The 22,846-nt window shown below is 64.5% G+C and carries 23 protein-coding genes; 8 read left to right on the top strand and 15 right to left on the bottom strand.

Going from position 1 to position 22,846, the window contains the following annotated elements:
* Window positions 1–347 precede the first annotated feature (347 nt).
* From A9973_RS29345 to A9973_RS29325, 5 genes are read left to right on the top strand one after another with little or no spacing between them, the layout of a single operon-like run.
* Window positions 348–2,735 (top strand): type VI secretion system Vgr family protein, encoded by a 2,388-nt coding sequence (locus A9973_RS29345; protein ID WP_183017076.1) that lies wholly within the window; start codon window positions 348–350, stop codon window positions 2,733–2,735.
* Entirely contained in the window at window positions 2,735–3,148 is a 414-nt protein-coding gene (locus A9973_RS29340; protein WP_255469336.1) for a hypothetical protein, read from the top strand. The genes A9973_RS29345 and A9973_RS29340 overlap by 1 nt, the downstream gene beginning before the upstream one ends.
* A gap of 3 nt (window positions 3,149–3,151) precedes the next feature.
* The gene (locus A9973_RS29335; RefSeq protein WP_183017075.1) at window positions 3,152–5,782 is read left to right on the top strand and encodes a DUF2169 domain-containing protein; all 2,631 of its coding nucleotides are present in this window, start codon (window positions 3,152–3,154) and stop codon (window positions 5,780–5,782) included.
* Complete coding sequence (locus A9973_RS29330) at window positions 5,779–6,837, top strand: pentapeptide repeat-containing protein (RefSeq protein ID WP_183017074.1); 1,059 nt, start codon at window positions 5,779–5,781, stop codon at window positions 6,835–6,837. Before A9973_RS29335 ends, A9973_RS29330 begins: the two co-directional genes overlap by 4 nt.
* Window positions 6,838–6,883: 46 nt before the next feature.
* Entirely contained in the window at window positions 6,884–7,267 is a 384-nt protein-coding gene (locus tag A9973_RS29325) for a DUF4150 domain-containing protein (RefSeq protein WP_183017073.1), read from the top strand.
* Window positions 7,268–7,282: 15 nt separating this feature from the next.
* On the opposite strand, the gene ccsB is transcribed toward A9973_RS29325, so the two are convergent.
* The 3 genes from ccsB to A9973_RS29310 all read right to left on the bottom strand — a co-directional run bounded on the left by ccsB (window position 7,283) and on the right by A9973_RS29310 (window position 11,561).
* Window positions 7,283–8,650: a c-type cytochrome biogenesis protein CcsB gene (gene ccsB / locus A9973_RS29320; RefSeq protein ID WP_255469335.1), complete on the bottom strand. Its 1,368-nt coding sequence runs from the start codon at window positions 8,648–8,650 to the stop codon at window positions 7,283–7,285.
* Window positions 8,651–8,659: 9 nt separating this feature from the next.
* Window positions 8,660–10,738: a cytochrome c biogenesis protein ResB gene (locus A9973_RS29315; RefSeq protein WP_183017072.1), complete on the bottom strand. Its 2,079-nt coding sequence runs from the start codon at window positions 10,736–10,738 to the stop codon at window positions 8,660–8,662.
* Between the two features lie 121 nt (window positions 10,739–10,859).
* Window positions 10,860–11,561: a c-type cytochrome gene (locus tag A9973_RS29310; protein WP_035214109.1), complete on the bottom strand. Its 702-nt coding sequence runs from the start codon at window positions 11,559–11,561 to the stop codon at window positions 10,860–10,862.
* 223 nt (window positions 11,562–11,784) lie between these two features.
* On the opposite strand from A9973_RS29310, the gene yihA reads away from it, so the two are divergent.
* Together yihA and hemB are read left to right on the top strand one after the other, a co-directional pair.
* Window positions 11,785–12,408, top strand: coding sequence for a ribosome biogenesis GTP-binding protein YihA/YsxC (gene yihA / locus A9973_RS29305; protein WP_006227427.1), 624 nt, complete (start codon window positions 11,785–11,787; stop codon window positions 12,406–12,408).
* Complete coding sequence (hemB, locus tag A9973_RS29300; protein WP_183017071.1) at window positions 12,405–13,421, top strand: porphobilinogen synthase; 1,017 nt, start codon at window positions 12,405–12,407, stop codon at window positions 13,419–13,421. The genes yihA and hemB overlap by 4 nt, the downstream gene beginning before the upstream one ends.
* A 57-nt stretch (window positions 13,422–13,478) precedes the next feature.
* Here the strand turns inward: hemB and A9973_RS29295 are convergent, their stop codons facing one another.
* The 3 genes from A9973_RS29295 to cutA all read right to left on the bottom strand — a co-directional run bounded on the left by A9973_RS29295 (window position 13,479) and on the right by cutA (window position 16,795).
* Window positions 13,479–14,360: a DMT family transporter gene (locus A9973_RS29295; RefSeq protein WP_183017190.1), complete on the bottom strand. Its 882-nt coding sequence runs from the start codon at window positions 14,358–14,360 to the stop codon at window positions 13,479–13,481.
* Window positions 14,361–14,489: 129 nt separating this feature from the next.
* Window positions 14,490–16,352, bottom strand: coding sequence for a protein-disulfide reductase DsbD (dsbD, locus tag A9973_RS29290; RefSeq protein ID WP_255469342.1), 1,863 nt, complete (start codon window positions 16,350–16,352; stop codon window positions 14,490–14,492).
* 95 nt (window positions 16,353–16,447) lie between these two features.
* On the bottom strand, window positions 16,448–16,795 hold the full coding sequence (gene cutA / locus A9973_RS29285) for a divalent-cation tolerance protein CutA (protein ID WP_105555714.1): 348 nt from the start codon (window positions 16,793–16,795) through the stop codon (window positions 16,448–16,450).
* 122 nt (window positions 16,796–16,917) lie between these two features.
* Here cutA and A9973_RS29280 point away from each other — a divergent pair, with 122 nt between their 5' ends.
* The gene (locus tag A9973_RS29280; RefSeq protein WP_183017069.1) at window positions 16,918–17,355 is read left to right on the top strand and encodes an HIT family protein; all 438 of its coding nucleotides are present in this window, start codon (window positions 16,918–16,920) and stop codon (window positions 17,353–17,355) included.
* Between the two features lie 81 nt (window positions 17,356–17,436).
* Here A9973_RS29280 and rplQ read toward each other — a convergent pair whose 3' ends face one another.
* The 9 genes from rplQ to rplO all read right to left on the bottom strand — a co-directional run bounded on the left by rplQ (window position 17,437) and on the right by rplO (window position 22,837).
* Window positions 17,437–17,829: a 50S ribosomal protein L17 gene (gene rplQ, locus A9973_RS29275; protein WP_006216513.1), complete on the bottom strand. Its 393-nt coding sequence runs from the start codon at window positions 17,827–17,829 to the stop codon at window positions 17,437–17,439.
* 184 nt (window positions 17,830–18,013) lie between these two features.
* On the bottom strand, window positions 18,014–19,000 hold the full coding sequence (rpoA, locus tag A9973_RS29270) for a DNA-directed RNA polymerase subunit alpha (RefSeq protein ID WP_105555712.1): 987 nt from the start codon (window positions 18,998–19,000) through the stop codon (window positions 18,014–18,016).
* A 220-nt stretch (window positions 19,001–19,220) separates the two neighbouring features.
* Window positions 19,221–19,844: a 30S ribosomal protein S4 gene (gene rpsD / locus A9973_RS29265; RefSeq protein WP_105555711.1), complete on the bottom strand. Its 624-nt coding sequence runs from the start codon at window positions 19,842–19,844 to the stop codon at window positions 19,221–19,223.
* Window positions 19,845–19,855: 11 nt separating this feature from the next.
* Entirely contained in the window at window positions 19,856–20,257 is a 402-nt protein-coding gene (rpsK, locus tag A9973_RS29260; RefSeq protein WP_006216516.1) for a 30S ribosomal protein S11, read from the bottom strand.
* 15 nt (window positions 20,258–20,272) lie between these two features.
* Window positions 20,273–20,638 (bottom strand): 30S ribosomal protein S13, encoded by a 366-nt coding sequence (gene rpsM, locus A9973_RS29255; RefSeq protein ID WP_006216517.1) that lies wholly within the window; start codon window positions 20,636–20,638, stop codon window positions 20,273–20,275.
* A gap of 43 nt (window positions 20,639–20,681) precedes the next feature.
* A complete protein-coding gene (gene rpmJ / locus A9973_RS29250; RefSeq protein ID WP_003806928.1) occupies window positions 20,682–20,795 on the bottom strand; it encodes a 50S ribosomal protein L36 in 114 nt (37 codons plus the stop codon).
* Window positions 20,796–20,829: 34 nt separating this feature from the next.
* On the bottom strand, window positions 20,830–21,048 hold the full coding sequence (gene infA / locus A9973_RS29245) for a translation initiation factor IF-1 (protein WP_003806927.1): 219 nt from the start codon (window positions 21,046–21,048) through the stop codon (window positions 20,830–20,832).
* Between the two features lie 8 nt (window positions 21,049–21,056).
* A complete protein-coding gene (gene secY, locus A9973_RS29240; protein ID WP_105555710.1) occupies window positions 21,057–22,382 on the bottom strand; it encodes a preprotein translocase subunit SecY in 1,326 nt (441 codons plus the stop codon).
* 14 nt (window positions 22,383–22,396) lie between these two features.
* On the bottom strand, window positions 22,397–22,837 hold the full coding sequence (gene rplO, locus A9973_RS29235; protein ID WP_105555709.1) for a 50S ribosomal protein L15: 441 nt from the start codon (window positions 22,835–22,837) through the stop codon (window positions 22,397–22,399).
* Between the last annotated feature and the right edge of the window lie 9 nt (window positions 22,838–22,846).

Genomic DNA, 22,846 nt, shown 5'->3' with positions numbered 1-22,846 from the left:
TGCTACGCTGATGTTTTGACATATTCCTTACGGGGACAGGACACGTGCGCAAGCGTTGTTACTGAATCGTAAAAAACACAAAAGCATGTGATAGCGCTTCTCGACCGCTTTCCGCGATGCCTACAATCGGCGCTCACGCTGGCGGCAGACCGGCGCGCATCCAGAATCAGAGACAGAAACCCCCGGCTCCGGCACGGCCATCACGGCCAAGCCCGCCCTTTGCAAGCGGCCCCGTTGCGTGGCCGGCCATCCCTTTGCAGTCATTGCGGCACGCGCCGGTTGCGCGTCCGCGAACATCCAGAACAGCAAGCGCAGCATCAGGTGAATTCTCATAAGGAGACGATGAGATGGATCGCAATGTGCCAAGCGAACGTGTCGTCAAGGCGCATACGCCCTTGCCGCCGGAGCAACTGAAGTTCCGGAGCGTCCATGGCGCCGAGAGCCTTTCGCAGCTATTCGAACTGGAGGTCGAGCTGGTCTCGGAATCCTATTCGCTGGACATGAAATCGCTGCTGGGCAAGCCGCTGACGCTAGAGGTCGAGACCGCCTCGTCCACGCCGCGCTATCTCAGCGGGCACATCACGCGCTGCATGCTGATCGGCCGCGAGAACAATACGTCGCGCTACACCATCTACCGCGCCACGGTGCGCCCTTGGCTCTGGTACCTGACGCAGACGTCGGACAACAAGATCTTCCAGAACAAGAGCGTGCCCGACGTCATCCGCGAGGTGCTCAAGGACTACAGCTATCCGGTGGAGTTCAAGTTGACGGACACCTACCGCAGCTGGGAGTACTGCGTGCAGTACCAAGAGACCGACTACGCCTTCATCTGCCGGCTGATGGAGCACGAGGGCATCTACTTCTGGTTCAAGCACGACAACGGCAAGCACACGCTGATCCTCACGGACGACATCACGCAACATGAGCCCGTTGCCGACTACGAGCAGATCCCCTACTACGGCCCTGACCGCGTCACGGTCCCGCGCGAAGACTACATCCACAAATGGGAAGTCGCCGAACAGATCACGCCCGGCGCATTCGCCACCACCGACTACCATCCGCTGACGCCCGCCGCCAGCCTGGAGGCGCGGCGCAACAATCCCGGCGCCTACGACCACGGCGACCTGGAGATGTACGAATGGCAGGGCGGCTACACCAACCCTGACGACGCCGAGCACTATGCGCGCGTCCGCCTGCAAGACCTGCAATGCAGGCAGGAGCAGAGCACGGGGGCTTCCAATGCGCGCGGGCTCTCCACCGGACATCTCTTCACCCTTCGCAATCATCCGCGGCAAGCCGAGAACCGCGAATATCTCGTCGTCAGCACCTACTACCGGATCCGCGAATCGGGTTATGCCAGCGGCCAGATCGACCCGGGCGACTTCGATCTGGAGTTCGTCGTGCTGCCCTCCAGCACGCAGTTCCGCGCGCCGCGCGTCACGCCGGTCCCCCGCACGCACGGCCCTCAGACCGCGACGGTCGTGGGCAAGCAGGGCGAAGAGATCTGGACGGACAAGATGGGCCGCGTGAAGGTGCAGTTCCACTGGGACCGCTATGGCAAGAAAGACGAAAACAGCTCGTGCTGGGTCCGCGTGTCCAGCCCGTGGGCCGGCGGCGGCTTCGGCGGCATCCAGCTGCCGCGCGTGCGCGACGAAGTGATCGTGGATTTCATCGGCGGCCAGCCCGACCGCCCCATCGTGATCGGCCGCGTGTTCAACGCGAACAACCTGCCGCCCTGGGACCTGCCCGACAATGCGACGCAAAGCGGCTTCCTGAGCCGCTCCAAGAGCGGCACGCCCGCGACCGCCAATGCGTTGATGTTCGACGACAAGAGCGGCAGCGAACGCATCTGGCTGCACGCGGAGCGCGAGCTCTGCACCGAGGTCGAAGCCAACGAGATCCACTCGACGGACCTGAACCGCGACACCACCATCGGCGAAAACGACACCACCAAGATCGGCGGCTTCCGCGACATCAAGATCACGGGCACCGACAAGCTCGAGGTCGGCAAACGCCGCGACGTCTTCGTCAAGGGGCATGAGGAATACACCGTCAAGGCATCGCGCACCGTCAACGTGAAGGACGGCCTGATGGAAGAGAAGTTCGACAACGGCTTGAAGACGACCGTCGCCGCCAAGGGCGAAGAACGCGAGGTCAAAGGGTTGTTCAAGGAAACCCTGAAGACGGGCCAGCAAGTGTTTGTTGACGAAGGCGATTCGCTGCATCACGTCAAAGCGGGCACGCTGACCGAGAAGGCGAAGGGCAAGGTCGAACTGCGCTCCACCGATGCGGACATGGATGTGAAGGCCAAGACCGCGATGCTCGTGCAGTCGGAAACCGCCACGATGGACCTCAAGTCCAAGGGCAAGATGCACATGGAGTCCGAAGGCTCCACCGTGATGATCAAGGCCGACGGCCACATCACCCTGAAAACGCCGGCGGACGTGGTGATGGACGCCGCCAACGTGAAGGACCTTTCCAAAGAAAGTTGGCTGCAGGCCACGCCGTTCTCCATCGGCCTGACTGTGGCCAAGGCGGAGTTCGGCACCCACCGCGTCGCGCTGTTCCATTCCACGGTCATGTTGAACCTGTCTTTTACCAACTACGCGATGGTCAGCAGCATCGGCCAGATGGTTTCCTACCGCACCACGGGGTCCAGCTACGCGTTCGACCTTCAGAAAGCAGAGCAGGTCGGCCTGGGCGCATCGATGGTCGGCCTCTGGTCCATCATCTGATGGCTTCCATGTCGGACTTCCTGGCAGCCTGGCCGGATTGGGCGAAGTGGGTCTGGCTGGCCTTGCTGCTGTCTTGCGTGCAGGCGGGGTTCATGCTCCGGCGCGGACACAAGCGCCGGGCGGCGGAGCGCAAGGACGCGCAGCGGCAGGAGGCCCTGCGCGCCAGCGGGGTGGCCAGCACGGCGCGAATCACCGCTGCGCGCGACACGCGCAGCCGCATCGGCGAGGCCCTGTATTTCATCATCGAGCTGGATCTTGACGTAGCCGCCACGGCCGCCACCCCTGCCTTGTCGCGCAGGCTCAGCGTCGCCCTGTCGCCGCTGCATCTGGCCGACTACGGCGTGGGCAAGACCGTGCAAGTGCGCGTGGATGCCGCCACGCATGAGGTCGCCGTGGATCAGCTCACCGGATAAACCATGAAGACCATCAAGCCTTTCCGCCTGGGCATACTCACCAGGCCCTATCGCTGGCAACGGCGCGACCTGCTGGGCGTGTCGGTCTTCGCGCTGGTCGACATCGCGCGCGACACGGTCGCCTTGTCGACCGAGCAGGAGCTGTGGACGCTCGTGGCCGCCGAAGGCATCGGCGCGCTGGACCTGGCCACGCCGAAACAGCACCCGGAAGTGCTGGTCTCGGGCCATGCCTACCCGCATGATCCCAAGAGCTCTGGCGCCTGCGGCGTGCGCTTGAAAGTCGGTGCGATAGACAAATCGCTGCTGGTGTTCGGCGACCGCTACTGGGTCGACGGCAAGGCCACCGCGCCGCAACCGTTCGAGCGCATGCGCTTGGACTGGAGCCGCGCTTACGGCGGACCTGACATTGCCGAGAACCCGCTGGGCATCGGAGCGCAAGACGAAGACATCAACGGCGTGCGCGTGCGGCGGCTGCCGAACGTCGAGCACCCGCTGCAACGGATCGACGCCCCCGGGCAGCGAGTGGCGCCAGCGGGCTTTTCCGCGTTGCCCCTGGAGTGGCCGCAACGGGCGGCGCACATGGGCCGCGAGTATGGCCAGGAATGGCTTGAGCACGACTTCCCCGGGTTCGCGCCCGATATGGATTGGCGCTTCTTCAACGCGGCCCAGCCCGACCAATGGGGGCCTGCAAACACGGCGCTTGCCGGCGGCACGGAATACGAGCTGTGGAACATGCACCCGGAACAGCCGGTGATACGCGGCCGGCTGCCCGACTGGCGTGCCCGCTGCTTCGTCAGCCGCCTGGCCGACGGCGGCGCGCTTGAAGAAGTCGGCCTGGGCCTGGGCACGGCCTGGTTCTTCCCCGACCACGCGAAGATAGTGCTGATCTGGCATGGCGCCCTGCATGTGCGCGAAGACGACGCGGCGGACATCCGCCACATCATGCCCGCGCTGGAACACGCCGACCAGCCGAAGGACACGGCCCACTATGAAGGCGTGGTGCGGCAGCGCCTGAACCCTGAACTGGGCGCCGTCTATGCGTTGCTGGACGCGCAACTTGTGCCGGACGACATCTGCGGCGGACGGCCTGAGGGCGACGCGCAGGCCCTGGCCGTGCGCCCTTCCAACCGGAACATCCATGCCGGCGCCGCACGCCGCCACGCGCGCGAACGCGAATCGCTGCTGGCGCAGGGCCTGGACCCTGACCTGTACATGGCACCTTTGGATCCGCCGCCAACGGCGCCCAGGCTCGCCGACCTGCCGCAGACGATCCTGCGCATGCAGCATGAGCTGGAAGAAGCCAGGAGACTGTCCAGTGGGCCCGCAGCGCGGGCGCTGGCTGATCCCAGCCTGCCAGTCATGGCCGACGTGGCCGGCTTGGACTTGGACGCGCTGCGCCGGCAGGAAGACGACGGCAAGCTCACGACCGGTTTCGATCCCCGCAAGATAAAGCGGCATCTGGCCGAGTTCGATCGCAGCCCCCATGCTCAGGCCGGACGCGCGGCGGCCGATGCCGAGGGCACGGCACCTCCGCTGGCTGACACGCTCGGTCCCCAGGTTCACCAGGCCTATCAACAATCCGCGCACCATTTTGCCCCGCCTCCACCCATGCCGCCGCTGCGCGCTCAGCGCACCCGCCGAAAACTGGATGCACGATTGAAAGACAACCGCGACTGTCGGGACATGAACCTCACCGGCGCGGACCTGTCGGGCATGGACCTTGCCGGCGTCAATTTTCAACGCGCGATTCTGGCGGGGGCAACGCTCGTCGATGCGCGACTGGACGGCAGCGATCTCACCGACGCGGTGCTGACCGGCGCCGACCTGACCCGGACCGGCCTGCGCCGCGTCAACCTGACGCGCACCAATCTGGGGCGCACGCGCTGCCTGCAGACCGACTTCGCAGAATGCCAAATCAGCGAAGCCACATGGGACCATGCTCACTGTGAAGACTGCAGCTTTCTCGATAGCGCATGGCGGCAGGGGCGCCTGCACCAAGCGCGGCTGTTGCGCTGCGACCTTGGCCGCGCATCCTTCAGCCAATGGGCTGCCATGAGCGCGACGCTGGAAGACTGCCGCTTTCAGGGCGCGCGGTTGGATCAGTGCGTATTCATGCAAGGCGCGCTCGTTAACGCCGATTTCACCGGCGCCGCGTTGGTGCGCGTGAGCTTCATGGACGTGGCCTTCTCCAGCGGTTTCAGCATGGAAGACGCGACCCTGGACGGCTGCGCCTTCGCGGGCCGCGTCGAGCTGGCCGGCGCCCGCTTGCGCGGCATGCAGTTCACGCATGGCAGTGCGCGCGGCGCCACGCTGACCGGCGCCGACATGCGCGGCGCCAGACTGAACGCCAGCGACTTCTCGGAATGCCGCCTGCAAGACGCCGACCTCGGCGGCCTCGCCGCCCCCGATACGCACTTCGTACGCGCGGACTTCACCGGTGCATGCCTGCGCAACGCCACCCTGATCAACAGCCTGCTGGGCAAGGCCATCTTCCTGGGCGCAGACCTCGACGGCGCGAATTTCTTCCGCGCCGACGTCGCGCAGACGCGGATGGACGACAGCACCGGGCTGAGCGACTCGTACACGCAGGGCGCCAAGCGCTGGCCTGCCAGACAGCCGGAGAGCCCCGCATGACCCCCGACACGTTGATGGATCGCGTTCGCCATGGCGAGCCGATCCAGCACCTCAGCCTTGCGGGCGCCGACCTCTCCGGCCTGGACCTGGCTGGCGCGTTCTTCGATCACGTGGACTTCAGCGGTACGCGAATGGGCGACTGCCAGTTGCAGGACAGCCAGTTCCTCAATTGCGTGATGACGCGCTGGGAAGCCGCCCGCGCCAATCTGGACACGGCGCGCCTGATGCGCTGCCGGGCTCCGGGCGCCATGCTCGGCGGCGGCCGGTTCCATGGCGCCAGCTTCACGGAATGTGACTTTTCAGGCGCCAGGCTGGACCACGCCGACTTTCATGAATCGACCTTTACCGCCACCTCGTTGGAGGGCGCCTCGCTGCAGTCCGCCCGGCTGCAACGCTCGGTATTCTCGCGCGGCGCACTGGCAGGCGCTGACCTGTCCAACACCCAGGCCAGCGACACCCTGTTCCATCAGCTGGACCTGCGCAGCGTCACGCTGGCAGGCGCCAACGCCGCCAGCACGATGTTCATCGAATGCAATCTGTCGGAGCAGGACTTTTCCGGTCGCGCGTTTCCGCTGTGCCATTTCACGGACTGCCAACTGGACGCCGCGGACTTCCGCAATGCCGACCTGCGCCAGGCGGGTTTCAAAGGATCGTCCCTGCGGGGTGCGCGCTTTACCGGCGTCTCCGCGCCTCAGGCGCTATTCCCGCTGGCCGACCTGACCGGCGCCGACCTGCGCAACGGCCGTTTCGACGGCGCCATCTGGGCCGGGGCGACCCTGGATGGCGCAACCCTCCAAGGCGCCAGCCTGTCCCTGTGCATCTTCCAGCGCGCGTGTTGCGCCGACACGGACTTTCGCGGCGCCCATCTTGTCGACGCCGATTTCTCACTGGCCGACCTGAGCCGCGCCGACCTGCGCGACGCCACCTTCCTGCGCACGCGCATGCACCGCGCGCTGACGCGCGGCGCGCGTTGGACGCAGCGCCACGGCATCATCGAAAACGACGCGCCGCTGCTGGAAGCCGAACTGTGGTCGGCCGCCCGCGCAACCCCTTGACCCGGTGCAGCATCGCTGCATCGCCATCGCACCAGGAGTGGAAAACATGCAAGTGCTCTGCCAGTTGCCCAGCGTCGGCCTAGGATTCCCCGACGTCTGCAAGACCCCCGTGCTGCCCGTGCCGCATATCGACGTGTCGACGTCGTCCATGGGCATCCCCGTGGTCTGGAACGTGTGGCTGTGCTGCGCGCCGATGCACAACATGGTCACGCCGATCCCCGTCACCTTGGGCGATACCGCTGGCGTGGGCGGAGGCGTGATCTCTCAGACCTTCATGGGTCAGGCGCGCTACATGACCGGGGCGTTCACGGTGCTCGTGCGTGCCGCCCCCCTTGTCCGCGTGACCAGCCTGACAGTGCAGAACACCATCAACACGCCGGGCTTCAAGGCGGCCACGCCGCAGAAATCGATGTTCGCGCTGGCGGCGTGACCCGCCTGCCGGCGGCTACAGTTCCCCGTAGGAATGCAGGCCGGACAGGAACATGTTCACGCCCAGGAAGGCGAAGCCCGTGATCAGCAGGCCCATCAAGGCCCAGTAGGCCGCCATGGTGCCGCGCAGACCCTTGATCAGGCGCATGTGCAGCCAGGCTGCGTAGTTCAGCCAGACGATCAGCGCCCAGGTCTCCTTGGGGTCCCACTGCCAGTACGCGCCCCAGGCGTCGGCCGCCCACAACGCGCCCAGGATGGTCGCGACCGTGAAGAAGGCGAAGCCGATCGCGATGGCGCGATACATGATGTCGTCCAGCACTTCCAGCGACGGCAGCGCGGCGGCGATGCGGCGGCGGCCCAGCAGGATGGCGCCCACGATCACGGCGCCGATGCCGAAGTACAGCATCCAGGTCGCCGACAGGCCGTCGGTGCGGAACACCATCGGCTCGGCGCACAGCAGCACGCCCAGCACGAACAGCGGCGCCAGCTTGGCCCACGACGTGGTCTGCCCGTGCTGCTTGATCAGATACGCGAAACCCACCATCGCCGCCAGCGAGAACGTGCCGTAGCCGATGAAGTTGGCGGGCACGTGCAGCTTCATCCACCAGCTCTTCAAGGCCGGCACCAGCGGCTGGATCTGCCCCGCGTCGCGCGTGAACGAATACCACAGCAAAAAGACCACGGCCGACGTCACCACCAGCAGCACGAAGCCGCCCAGCGCGCGGGTCGCGTACTTGCGTTCGTAATACAGGTAGAACAGCGCCGTGATCAGCGAGAACAGCACGAACACTTCGTACAGGTTGCTGACCGGGATATGGCCCAGGTCCGGCCCCATCAGGTGGCCTTCGCGCCAGCGCACCAGCAAGCCCGTGACGCCGGCGAAAACGGCGCCCCAGGTCAGCGCCGTGCCCAGCCATGCGGCCGTGGGGCTGACCACCCCGATCCAGTAGCAGACCATCGCCAACGCGAACAGCGCGCACATCCACAGGATGGCGGACTGGGAAGAGAACAGGTACTTCAGGAAGAACACCTGCTCGGCGCGGGCCAGGTCGTTGCCGTACAGCACCAGGGCCAGCCCGGCCGCGATGGCACAGGCGATCATCAGATGGCGCAGCGGACGCCACAGCCAGCCCAACCACGCCAACGCCGGCACGGTGCCACACAGGATGATCTTCTCGTAGTAGTCCATCGCGTCGCCGTGGCGGGTCAGCGCGAAAGCGGCGCCCACCGACAGCAGCAGGAAGAAGACGACGTCGGTCCAGTCCGGCTTGCCGCGCCGGGCGCGGCTATCGCCGGTTTCCGACAGGCTGTCCTGCCAGAGCGTATCCGCCGACGCGTTCAGCGTCTCCGGCGACGAGGGATGGGTAGTGGTCGTAGTCGACATAGATGAACCTTAAGACCTCTTCTGGCGCAGCAGCGCCTGCTTGAAGCGTTCGAATTCCTGATTGAAGTCGAGTGTACGCTTCTGGGACGTCATGGCCGCCATGACGCTGCTTCCGCCGTCCTGCGGCTTGACCCAGATCCAGATGCGGCGGTCTCGAATATAGAACATCGAGAACACCCCCAGGACCAGCAGCAGGCTGCCCAGGTAGACGGTATTCTTGCCCGGCGTGCGGCTGACCTGGAACACGCTGGCCTGCACGTGGTTGAAATCGGCCAGCGACAGGAAGACCGGCGCCGGATAGACGGTCAAGTCCGACAGCGCGGCCACGGCCAGGCGCGACCACACGGCCGCGCGCTCACCGTCGGGGCCTTCGACCGCCACGGCGGGCAGGCCCGCGCGTTCGCGTTCGATGGCGCGCAATTCGTTCATGCTGGCGCCGATCAGCCGGATCACCACGTCGGCCGCGCGCTCCAGGTCGGCGGCGGGCGTATTGGCCTGCAGGAAGGCGGCGACCGCTTGCAGCCCCCCCGACGAGAAGGTCTCCAGCGCGCGTTCGGCGGCCGTCTGCAAAGGCTGGCGGTCCGCGCCCGACGGGCTGTTGCGCTCGGCGAAGCGGCGGGCCGCCTCCTGGCGCGCCGCCGGGTCGGCCAGCGTGGCCCGCAGGCGCATGAATTCAGCGATCGAACTGTCGGCGTCGGCCGGGATCCGCAGGTAGCGGAACGGCTCGGACGCGTTGTTACGCACGCCCGCCAGGAACACGCTGGCGCCGTCCAGCTCCATGGGCAGCATGTAATTCTGGAATTCGTGGGCCTGCCCCGCATCGTCGATCAGTTTGTATTCGACGCTGGGCCCCACGTTGCGCAGGTTCTCGTTCTTCTTGCCCGCCGCACTGCCCGACACCGACGCCACATGCTCGGCGAAGCTCCGGTCGGCCCCCTTGGGGTCGCCGCGCGTCAGGTCTTCCACGTTGATCGGGCGCATGGCCGTGATCTCGACGCCCATGCTGCGCAGTCCTGCAGCAGTGTGAGCGGTTACTTCGGCGGTCTTGCCCACCGTGCCGTCAACCGTGAATGTCTTGTCGTTGGAACCTACTAGCGGATAGCCTTTCAATGCCACCGTACTGCCGCCGTCGTCAAAACTGGACTGGTAGACCGTCATGCCCTTGAAGCGGAGCGGCTCGTTGACTTCGATCGTGGAGTCGAACGTCTTGCCCGTGTCGGGGTCGGTGACTTCGACCTCGCTGAGAAAGCGGCTGGGCATGCCCGTGGAGTAGTAGTCGACGACGAATTTCTTCAGCTTCAGCGTGAAGGGCATCGGCTGCACCAGCGCGCCGTCTCCCACCATCACGACTGCGGTGCTGGCCTGGCCGCCCTCAGGCACCAGTACGCTGGCGCGAAAGCTCGGGTTGTCCACCGACAGACGGCCGCTTTCCGGCACTTCGGAAATCAACATGTTCTCGACGATGGGTTTCTTGCCCCCCAGCATCACCTGCAGGCGCACCGGCAGTTCGCTGTCCAGCAGGCCGCCGATACAGATGATGACCATCGCCGCGTGCGCGAACACGTAGCCCAGCCGGTTGGCGCTGCCCTTCTTGGCGGCCAGCATCACGCCGTCGTTGTCCGTGCGCTGGCGCACGGCATAGCCCATGCGTTGCAGCATGGACGTCAGGCCGGCCGCCGTCTGCGGCACATCGGTGGGGGCTTCGGTTTCGACGCGGTGCGGAAAGCCCCGCAGGCTGCTGGCCCGCACGTGTTCGCGGAACGAGCGCGCGTCGCGCAGCATCTTGGGCGCGTTGCGGGTCAGGCAGACCGAGGTCGACACGACCAGGAACCCCATGATCAGCAAGAACCACCAGCTGTTGTAGACGTGCCAGATCGAGAATTTGTCGAACACTTCGAACCAGAACGGGCCGAACTGATCGATGTAGTTGTTCGATGAGCGGTTCTGCTGCAACACGGTCCCGACCAGGCTCGCCACGCAGATGAACATCAGCAGGCTGACGGCGAAACGCATCGAACCGAGCAGTTCGAAGAAGTCGCGAGGCAGGCTGCGCAGAGAGGGGCGGGTGTGGGTTCGTGTTGAATTCATGAAAAAAGGGGGGCCGCGCAATCGGCTACCCCCCTCATAGACAGCGCATGGCGGAAACAGGTTCCGTCATGCCCAGGTTGCATGAAACGCGGACCAGCCGCGCGTGTTGCAGGCCTCAAGCCTACCGCAGGCCAGCCGCGTAATCCGACACCGCCTTGATGTCGGCGTCCGACATCCGGTCCGCGATGGCGAACATGATGTCGTTCTTGCGGTCACCGCTGCGGAACAGCTTGAGCTGCTCTTCGATGTACATGGGGAACTGTCCCGACAAGCGGGGGTATTGGCCGGGCAAGCCCGCGCCATTGGCAGAGTGGCACGCCGCGCACGCGGGAACATTGCGTTCGGGCAAACCGCCGCGCCAGATCTTTTGACCCAGATCAACCAGCTTCTCTTGGCCGGCCGTGGCGGGCTCTTTCAGCGGTTGCTGCGCCAGATACAGCGCGATGTTCTGCATGTCGGCCGGCGTCAGGTTCTGCGCCATGGCCGTCATCGGGGTCGGATTGCCGCCTGCGCCGTTGCGCACGGGCAGCTTGGCGCCTTGCTTGACCTGGAAGTCGGCCAATTGCTTGGCCAGGTATTCGTGGGGTTGCGCGGCCAGGTTGGGGTTCACCGGGATGGTGCTGTTGCCCGCCGCGCCATGACAGGACGCACAGGCGATGATGCCTCTTGAGGCATCGCCCTGGTCAAACAGCTGCCCGCCTTTGGCGGCATCTGGCTTGGCCGGGCCCGCAGCGCCGTCAGCGGCGAAACTGGGTGTAGATAAGGCGGAGGCGCCGAGCAACAGCCCGCTCGCAACCAACATCCGGGACAGCACACGCTTCATGAAGACCTCGACGATCGCATCGATCAAGGCGCAAAAAGGCGCCCACGCCTGCCCCGCACACCCTGGAAAACCGTCTCGAACCTGATTTGCCCATTCTGCCTCCCAGACTGCCGTCGGCAACCCAAAGAGTAAGCAAAAAAGACGGCTCCGCGCACGGGGACCACTGTTGCAAACGCCGGATTATACAATAGGGCTCGAAACCAACCGTATCCAAAGCCCATCCGTGTCCCTCCTACATCGCGCCTCCTTCCTTACCTCCGCAGCTCGCCTCGACCAGTTGCCGGCCGCCGGCGCTCCCGAGGTCTGCTTTGTCGGCCGCTCGAACGCCGGCAAATCCACGGCCATCAACGTGTTGTGCAACCAGCGCCGCCTTGCCTTCTCGAGCAAGACGCCGGGCCGCACGCGCTTGATCAACATGTTCGGCTTGCCCGACCCGCTGGATCCGGAAGGCCACATCGGCTTTCTCGTCGACTTGCCCGGCTACGGCTATGCGTCGGTCGCCCGCAACGAGAAAGAAAAATGGGCCGACATCCTCGGCGGCTACCTGCGCGACCGCGAGTCGCTGGCGGGCATCGTGCTGCTGATCGACATCCGCCGCGGCGTCACTGAACTGGACCGCCGCCTGGCCAACTTCATCGCCCCCACCGGACGCCCCGTGCTGGCGCTGCTGACCAAGGCCGACAAGCTGCCTTACGGCCAGCGCATGCGCACCGTCTTCTCGGTCCGCAAGGACCTGGCGGATATCGGCGCCCTGCACACCATTCCGTTCTCGGCGCCCGAGCGCATCGGTCTGGAAGAAGCCGGCGCCCATATCGAAAATTGGATTTCTCCCAAGGTCGTACCATGAACCCGCAGATCATCACCCCCGAGTTTCCGGTTTCCCGCCCGCGCCGCTTGCGTCGCGACGACTTCACCCGCCGCCTGGTGCGCGAGAACGCGCTGACGGTCAATGACCTGATCTATCCCGTCTTCGTGGCCGAAGGCGCGGGCTTGCAGCAAGCCGTGCCGTCGTTGCCCGGCGTGGTCCGCTATTCGCTGGACACCCTGCTGCCCGTGGCCGAAGAATGCGTGAAGCTGGGCATCCCGGTGCTGGCGCTGTTCCCTGTCATCGACGCCTCACTGAAGACCCCCGACGGCATCGAAGCGACCAATCCGCGCGGCCTGATTCCGCGCGTGGTCGCCGAACTGAAGCAGCGTTTTCCGGAACTCGGCATCCTGTGCGACGTGGCGCTGGATCCCTACACCAGCCACGGCCAGGACGGCGTCATCGACGACGACGGCTACGTGATCAACGAGCCCACCGTCGAGATCCTGGTCAAGCAGGCGCTGACGCAAGCCGCAGCCGGCGTCGACATGGTCGCGCCCAGCGACATGATGGACGGCCGTATCGGCGCCGTGCGCCGCGCGCTTGAGGCCAACGGCCATATCCACACGCAGATCATGGCGTATTCCGCCAAGTACGCCAGCGCGTTCTACGGCCCGTTCCGCGACGCCGTGGGCTCGGCCACCAATCTGGGCAAGTCGAACAAAATGGCTTACCAGATGGACCCGGGCAACCTGGACGAAGCGCTGCGCGAAGTGGCCGCCGATCTGCAGGAAGGCGCCGACATGGTCATGGTCAAGCCCGGCATGCCGTATCTGGACGTGCTGCGCCGCGTGAAGGACACGTTCCGCGTGCCCACCTTCGCCTATCAGGTCAGCGGCGAATACGCGATGATCAAGGCCGCCGCCGCCAATGGCTGGCTGGACCACGACAAGGTCATGATGGAAGCGCTGCTGGCGTTCAAGCGCGCCGGCGCCGACGGCATCCTGACGTACTTCGCCATCGAAGCGGCCAAGCTGCTGAAAGCCCAGCGCTGATCGCGCAACGCCTTGCTGGCCGGGCGTGTCCCGCCGGCAAGCAAGGCTTGTCGGGACTTAGCGCGCCCGCCCGTCGCGCGCCGCGACAGGCCCCGTGCGGCGCAGCCCCAGCCACGTTCCGCCCAGCACGCAAGCCAGCCCCACGACATGCGTCGGTGTGACGTGCTCATCCAGGAACAGCGACGCGAACAGCAGCCCGAAGATCGGCAGCCAATTGACGAACAGCGCCGCGCGGCTGATGCCCAGGCGCGCGATGCCGGCGTTCCAGATGATGTTGCTGACGCCCGAGGCGATCACCGCCGAGAACATCAGCACCAGCCACGGCCACCACGGCATCTGCCACGTGCCGCTCTGGTACGACGCGGGCGTCACCGCCGCATGCGCCACCAGCATCAGCCCGCCCGCCAGGTACATGTACCAGAGCATGCCCAGCGGATCCATCGTGCGCGACATGCGCTGGATGACGAGGCCCCCGCATACGAACACCAGCACGGCCATGAACACGACTGCGTCGCCCCAGCCCGTCAGACCGAACTGCGCGCCGCTGCCCGCGACCACCATGCCCACGCCCAGCAGGCCCAGCATGGCGCCGGAGACGCGGACCAGTGTCAGCTTTTCGCGGTAGAAAATGGCGGCCAGCAGCGCCGACAGCAGAGGGCTCGTGGCCATGATCAGCGTGCCGTTGGCGGCCGATGAATACCGCAGCCCCGACACCAGCGCCACCTGGTGCGCGTACACCACCAGGAAGCCGGCGAGCGCGACCCAGCCCAGCTCCACGCGTCCCAGCTTGGGGATGCGGCCACGGCGGGCCTTGATGATGAGGGTGACGGTGATGAACGCGACGACGATCCGCACGGCGGCCAGCGCCTGGATGTCCATGTGCTGCGTCAGGTACTTGATGGAGACGATGTTCAGGCCCCATGTGGCCATGACGAACATCAATTGAAGATAGATAAGACCGTGCCGGTCCTGGCTTGCATCAATTGTCGGGGACGTCACGGGCGCCGGCCTGAAGGGAATGGAGTGCGCCGCCCACGCGGCGCAGCAGCCATGGTATACGCCCGGGCGTCAGCGCACCAGCACCTTGTCCAGCGATTCCGTGAAGCGCTTGGCGTCCTGGAACCCCACCACGCGGGCGTCCGGCAATTCCTTGCCCCCCGGTTCGAAGAACATGATGCCCGGCGGGCCGAACAGGCGGAAGCGCTTGAGCAGCGCGCGGTCATCCGCGTTGTTGGCCGTCACGTCGGCCTGCACCAGCAGCATGCCCGACATCCGTTGCGCCACGCCCGGATCGGTGAAGGTGAAGCGCTCCATCTCGCGGCACGACACGCACCAGTCGGCGTAGAAATCCAGCATGACCGGCTGGCGGCTCTGCGCCAGCAGCGCGTCCAGTTCGGCGTTGTTGCGCACGCGCGTGAAATGGACTTCCCCGCTTGCGGCCGCCGTGCCCGCCGGCGCGCCGGCGCGCGACGCCAGATGCGACAGCGGCTGCAGCACGTCGCGCCCGCCGCTGGCCGCGCCGACCAGCCACGCTGCGGCGGCCAGCGCCAGCAGCAGGCCCAGCCCCTTGCCGAACATGCGTGCCGCGCCCGCGCCCGCCGGCAAGGCGTCAAACGCCCGCAGCATCACGGCCGACACCACCGCCAGGAAGGCCCAGCCCGTCATCTGCACCCAGGTCGGCACCACGGGGATCAGCATCCACCAGGCGGTCGCCAGCAGCAACATGCCGAACAGGCGCTTCACCCCGTCCATCCAGGGGCCTGCCTTGGGCAGCAGCGCGCCCGACGAGGCGCCTACGATCAACAGCGGCACGCCCATGCCCCAGGCCATGGCGAACAGCGCCGACCCGCCCAGGACCACATCGCCCGTTTGCGAGATATACAGCAGCGCGCCGGCCAGCGGCGCCGCCACGCAGGGCCCGACGATCAGCGCGGACAAGGCGCCCATCACCAGCGCACCCGTGTAGCGTCCGCCGGGAATGCGCGACGAACGTTCCGCCAGCTTCGCCTGGATGCCCGACGGCATCTGGAAGGTGAACGCGTCGAACATCGCCAGCGCCAGCACGGCCAGCAGGATGGCGAACAGGGTCAGGATCCAGGGCGTCTGCAGCCAGGCAGCCAGCCCCGCGCCGCTCAGGCCCGCCGCGACGCCCAGCGCGGTATAGACCACCGACATGCCCAGCACATAGGTCGCCGCCAGCGCCAGGCCGCGGCCGCGCGTCGGCCGGGGCTGCGCCACGCCGCCCAGGACGATCGAAGACAAGATGGGGATCATCGGCAGGACGCAGGGCGTGAAGGCCAGCAACAGGCCCAGCACCAGGAACACGCCCGCCGTCTTGGCCCAGCCCAGCCCGCCCAACGCGTCGGCCAGCCCGGTGTCGCCCGCGTTGAACAGCGCGCTCAGACCGCCCGCGGAGGCGACGGAAGAGGCGTTCGAAGCAGAGCCCGAAGACCCGCCAGAGGACCCGCCCGACGATACCGCCGCCAATGCGCCGCCCGCCAGCGCGTAGCCGCCCGCCACCGGCGTCAGCTTCACGCTGCTGTCCATCGGCGGATAGCACAGGCCGGCATCCGCACAGCCCTGTCCGGTCAAGGTCAGGGTGAAGGGCTGCCCGCCGGCGCGGACCGGCACGCGGATCGCGACGTCCTGATGGAAGACCTCCATGTCTTTCTCGAAGGTGGGGTCGTACTTGACCTCGCCCTTGGGATAGACCGCCTCGCCAAGCGTCGTCGCGCCGACCGGGCTGATCGTGATGCCGAAGCGCTCGCGGTACATGTAGTAGCCGGGCGCGACCTTGTAGCGCAGCTCCAGCGTATCGGGCGCCATCATCTGCGCGCTGAACACGAAGGCCTTTTCAGGTTCCAGGAACTCGGCTTCGGCATGCGCCGCCGCCTGCCACCCCATCAGAAGCAGCGCCATCGCCAGGAACATCAGGCATTGCCTGAACAGGGCATGGGCCGCGCGGGTCGCGCGGGAGGCGTGAATCGGGCGCCGCGGCGCGCCGACGATACCGGCAAGTTGCAACATCAGTCTCTCTTGTTCTGCGTGACGGCCGTCTGCTCGCGCACCCAATCCAGATAAGGCGCCGCGCCGCCGATGACCGGCAGCACGATGATCTCGGGCACATCATAGGGATGCATCTGCGCCAGGGCCTGAACCACTGCCTGATGGCGCGCGTAGGTGGTCTTGATGTGGATGGGGACTTCTTCCGCCCCTTCGACCTCTCCGTTCCACAGGTAGATGGACAGGCCCGGCGCGCCAAGGTTCACACAGGCCGCCAGCCCGTCTTCGACCAGCACGTGGGCGATGCGCTTCGCAAGCAGCAGGTCGGGCGCATTGCTGATGACCAGCACGACGTCGTCATCGCGCAACATGGAGCCTCCTTGGGATACCCGTGTGGGATGTCACTCGGGGTATTTTATCGGTATTGAGGCAACTGCCCGGATCCTCCGGCGCCACCCTGCCCGCCAAGCCATCCGTTTCCATCGAGGCACGCATGTCCGACAACTGCCTGTTCTGCCGCATCGCGCGGCATGAGATCCCCGCGCACATCATCCACGAAGACGAGCGCCTGCTGGCATTCCTGGACATTCAGCCGGTGCGGCCGGGCCACGTCCTCATCATCCCGAAGCAGCACTATCCCTATTACGAGGACATGCCCGCCGACCTGGCCGGCCACATCCTGAACCTGGGACAGAAGCTCGGACGGCACATGAAACGCTTGTATGAGGTCGAACGCGTGGCCTTTGCCTTCACCGGCATCCACGTCGCGCACGCCCACGCCCACGTGATCCCGATGCATCACACGCAGGACGTGACGTCGACGCAGTACATCGAGCAGCAAGACCTGACGTTCAAAATGCCGCCCCAGCCCCCTCAGGAGGCGCTGGCGGCCACCGCGGCGCAGCTGCGGGGGGAATTGCACGCCTCGTGATCGAAACGCCGTGGCGGGCGCGCAAATAAAACAAGGGCGGGTCCGAAGACCCGCCCTTGTCGCTTATCGAGCTACCGAGGATTACTCGGCGCTGTCCGCAGCGGCTTCATCGACTTCCGGACGGTCAACCAGTTCCATGAAAGCCATGGGAGCGTTGTCGCCTTGACGGAAGCCCATCTTCAGCACGCGGGTGTAGCCGCCGTTACGGGCCGCGTAGCGCGGGCCGATTTCAGCAAACAGCTTCACCACCGCATCGCGATCGCGCAGACGGGCAAATGCCAGACGCTTGTTCGCCAGCGTGGGCTCTTTGCCCAGCGTGATCAGGGGTTCGATGACGCGGCGCAATTCTTTCGCCTTCGGCAGCGTGGTCTTGATGGCTTCGTGGGTGATCAACGAAACGGCCATGTTGCGAAACATGGCAAGACGGTGACTGCTGGTGCGGTTGAGCTTACGCAAGCCATTACCGTGACGCATGATAAGTTTCCTTTGAATCTAAAGATGGCGTTCGCCATCGGGTTGCCGGCTCTTCTATCAACCTGCAATCAGGCCGCGGTCCGGTAGAAAACGGTGCATTTTACGACGATTTCGCAAATCGCCCGGCGGGAAAGCCGGGCGCTGCGGGAAACACCCCGTTTCCGGGGCGCCACCCTCTTAAGACTTACGGACGCTCCAGACCCAGGGGCGGCCAGTTCTCGAGCTTCATGCCCAGAGTCAAGCCACGTGCAGCCAGGACTTCCTTGATCTCGTTGAGCGACTTGCGACCCAGGTTCGGGGTCTTGAGCAGCTCGTTTTCGGTACGCTGGATCAGGTCGCCGATGTAGTAGATGTTTTCGGCCTTCAGGCAGTTGGCCGAACGCACGGTCAGTTCCAGGTCGTCGACCGGGCGCAGCAGCACCGGGTCGATCTGCGGCGTGCCGCGGACCGGGGCTTCGTACGAATCGCCAGCGCCTTCCAGGGCGGCGAAAACCGAGATCTGGTCCATCAGGATGCGAGCCGACTGGCGCACCGCTTCCTCGGGCGAGATCACGCCGTTGGTTTCGATGTCCAGAACCAGCTTGTCCAGGTCGGTGCGCTGTTCCACGCGGGCGCTTTCAACCGCGTAGCTCACGCGGCGGACCGGGCTGAACGAAGCGTCCAGAACGATGCGGCCGATGGTGTGGGTGCGGTCTTCCGACAGCGCGCGCACGTTGCCCGGCACGTAGCCGCGGCCCTTTTCAACCTTGATCTGCATTTCCAGCTTGCCTGCGTCCGTCAGGTTGCAGATGGCATGGCCGGGGTTGATGATCTCGACGTCGTGCGGCAGCTCGATGTCGCTGGCCAGCACGGTGCCCGCGCCGGACTTGCGCAGAACCAGGGTCACTTCGTCGCGATTGTGCAGCTTGAAGACCACGCCCTTCAGGTTCAGCAGGATGTCGACGACATCTTCGCGAACGCCCGGGATGGTCGAGTATTCGTGCACCACGCCCGTCATCTGGACTTCGGTCGGCGCGTAGCCGGTCATCGAAGACAGCAGGATGCGGCGCAGGGCGTTGCCCAGCGTATGACCGTAGCCACGCTCGAACGGCTCCATCACGATCTTGGCATGGTGCGTGCCGACCGGTTCGACTTCAATGGAGCGCGGCTTCAGGAAACCTTGAGTGGACATTTACTGTGTTCCTTTTCAATACCCTCGGCTCGTTACACCGATAAGGCTGATGGACAGGGTGAAACATGAAACTCGGACGACGGCAAATCGCCGGCCGATACTTACCGCAAAGCCCGCCCCACCAAAAGGCGGAAAGCGGGCTGCTGCGGTGCGTGCAAACGGGTCGCGAGACCAGCTTCTTGCCGGCACACCTGCGAAGGAGGCGCCGGCAGAGACCTGATTAACGCGAGTACAGTTCGACGACCATCGATTCGTTGATGTCGCGAGCGACGTCAGCGCGATCGGGGACCGACTTGAACGTACCGGTCAGCTTGGTCGAATCGACTTCCACCCATTGGGGGATGCCGATGCTGGTGGCCAGGTCGAGCGATTCCTTGATGCGGCCTTGCGTCTTGGCCTTTTCGCGGATCGAAACGACGTCGCCAGCCTTGACCAGCATCGAAGCGATGTCAGCCGTGTGGCCGTTCAGTTCGATGGCGCGGTGGCTCACCAGCTGGCGAGCTTCGGCGCGCGTCGAGCCGAAGCCCATGCGGTAGACGACGTTGTCCAGGCGCGATTCCAGCAGCTGGATCAGGGTTTCGCCGGTGTTGCCACGGCGACGCTCTGCTTCAGCGAAGTACTTGCGGAATTGCTTTTCCAGCACGCCGTACATGCGCTTCAGCTTTTGCTTTTCGCGCAGCTGCAGGCCGTAGTCGGAAGTGCGGGCACCCGAAGTGCGGCCGTGTTGGCCAGGCTTGGAATCCAGCTTGCACTTGGAATCCAGCGAGCGACGGGCGCTCTTCAGGAACAGGTCAGTACCCTCGCGGCGCGAGAGCTTGCATTTGGGTCCAATATAACGTGCCATGTGGATTCCCTTTAGATACGACGACGCTTCGGCGGACGGCAGCCGTTGTGCGGAACGGGCGTGATGTCGGCGATAGACGAAATCTTGATGCCCAGCGCGTTCAGCGCACGGACAGACGATTCGCGACCGGGGCCGGGGCCCTTGATACGCACTTCCAGAGTCTTGATGCCGTACTCCAGCGCGACGCGGCCAGCCGTTTCAGCAGCGACCTGCGCGGCGAACGGGGTCGACTTACGCGAACCCTTGAAACCAGCACCGCCCGACGTGGCCCACGACAGTGCGTTGCCCTGACGATCGGTGATGGTGATGATGGTGTTGTTGAACGAAGCGTGAACGTGCGCGATGCCGTCCGAGACGTTCTTCTTAACCTTTTTGCGCACGCGCGAAGCGCCGCTGGTGGAAGCTTTCGCCATAATCCTGTTCCTCGATTATTTCTTCAGGGACGCAGCTGCACGACGCGGGCCCTTACGGGTCCGTGCGTTGGTGCGAGTGCGCTGGCCGCGCACGGGCAAACCGCGCTTGTGGCGCATACCGCGGTAGGTTCCCAGGTCGATCAAACGCTTGATCGAGAGCTGTACTTCACGACGCAGGTCGCCTTCAACCGTGAACAAACCAACATGTTCGCGGACGCGTTCCAATTCAGCGTCGTTCAGATCCTTGACCTTTTTGTCAAAGGGTACGTTTGCCGCTTCGCAGATTTTGCGAGCGCGCGTACGACCAATGCCAAAAATGGCGGTCAGTCCGATCTCGGCGTGCTGTTGCGGCGGGATGTTAATGCCAGCAATACGGGCCATGACTATTCCTTGAATAAATCTGTTGCGTAGTCGCTAACCCGAGTTAGCCTTGACGCTGCTTGTGACGCGGGTCGGTGCAGATAACACGCACCACGCCGTGACGTTTGATAACTTTGCAGTTGCGGCAGATCCGCTTAACCGATGCCATTACTTTCATGGTTGACTCCTAATTTTCCGTAATCCGGTTCCGCTCATTTGGAGCGGAAAACTATCCTGGCTCGCGTCAGATCATAGGGCGTGAGCTCCACTGTGACCTTGTCACCCGGCAGGATCCGGATGTAATGCATACGCATCTTGCCGGAAATATGGCCCAACACCACGTGGCCGTTTTCGAGCTTGACGCGAAATGTCGCGTTCGGGAGGTTCTCAAGAACCTCGCCTTGCATCTGAATGACGTCGTCCTTGGACATTCTTTTGCTTACCGCATCGGCAAACCCGCGCCCTTGAAGTTGGCCTTCTTGAGCAACGAGTCATATTGGTGCGACATCATGTAGGCCTGAACCTGTGCCATGAAATCCATCGTCACCACCACAATAATCAACAGAGACGTACCACCGAAGTAGAAAGGAACGTTCCAGCGCATCACCAAGAATTCAGGCAACAGGCACACCAAAGTGATGTACAAGGCACCTGCGAGCGTCAGACGCATCAGGATCTTGTCGATGTAGCGCGCTGTTTGCTCGCCCGGACGAATACCCGGAACAAACGCACCACTCTTCTTCAGGTTGTCCGCCGTTTCGCGGCTGTTGAACACCAGAGCCGTGTAGAAAAAGCAGAAGAAAATAATCGCGACGGAGTACAGCGTGATGTAGAGCGGTTGACGAGGCGACAGGGCCGCAGCCAGGTCGCTAAGCCAGCGCATGTTCTCACTGCTGGAGAACCAGCTCGTGATCGTGGCCGGGAACAGAATGATCGACGACGCGAAGATCGGCGGAATCACCCCTGCCATGTTCAGCTTCAGCGGCAAATGCGAGCTTTGACCACCGTAGACCTTGTTGCCGACCTGACGCTTGGCGTAGTTCACCGTGATCTTGCGCTGTCCACGTTCCACGAACACCACAAAAGCGGTAACCAGCACCACCAGAGCCACAATGAACAGTGCCGAAAGCACGGACATCGCGTTGGTGCGGACCAGGTCCAACAGTGCAGCCAGCGCCGCGGGCAGACCCGCAACGATACCTGCGAAGATCAGGATGGAAATCCCGTTGCCCAGACCGCGTTCCGTAATCTGCTCACCCAGCCACATGACGAACATGGTGCCAGTGACCAGAGTTACAACGGTCGTGAAGCGAAACAGCATACCCGGATCGATCACCAGTCCCTGTTGGGACTCCAACGCTACCGAAATGCCCACTGCTTGCACCAGCGCCAGCACGACTGTGCCGTAGCGGGTGTACTGGGTAATCTTCCGACGACCGGATTCGCCCTCTTTCTTGAGCGCTTCCAGCGACGGCACCACCACCGACATCAACTGCATGATGATGGATGCCGAAATGTACGGCATGATCCCCAGGGCAAAAATCGAGAAACGCGAGAGCGCCCCACCCGAGAACATGTTGAACAGGCCCAGGATCCCGCCCTGGTTCTGACGGAACAAGTCCGCCAGCGCATCCGGATTAATACCCGGTACGGGGATGTGTGTACCCAAACGGTAAACCACCAGAGCGAGCACCAGGAACACAAGACGGCGCTTCAAATCACCGTACCGTGCTCCGGTTTTGCCCAATGCCTGCGCGTTAGCCACTCGTCACCTCGTGATCAAGCAAGCGAGCCGCCCGCGGCTTCGATGGCGGTGCGAGCACCAGCCGTCGCGGTAATGCCCTTGAGCACGACCTTGCGCGAGAGTTCACCCGACTTGATGACCTTGGCGTAACGAACCGCCTGGCCAATCACGCCAGCCGCCTTCAGCACTTGCACGTCGACTTCGTCGATGGGCAGGGCTTGCAGGTCCGACAGACGAACTTCGGCGTACAGGTGTTGACCGAGCGGGGTGAAACCACGCTTGGGCAGACGACGCTGCAGCGGCATTTGACCGCCTTCGAAGCCAACCTTATGGAAACCGCCCGAGCGCGACTTCTGACCCTTGTGACCACGGCCGGCGGTTTTACCCAGACCCGAACCGATGCCACGGCCGACGCGGCGCTTGGCGTGCTTGCTGCCCTCAGCGGGCTTCAGCGAATTAAGTTGCATATCCGACATGGTGATTCC

This window comes from Achromobacter sp. UMC46 (assembly GCF_014170335.1).
Classification (GTDB): Bacteria; Pseudomonadota; Gammaproteobacteria; order Burkholderiales; family Burkholderiaceae_B; genus Achromobacter.
This window is presented reverse-complemented; position numbering and strand designations above follow the sequence as displayed.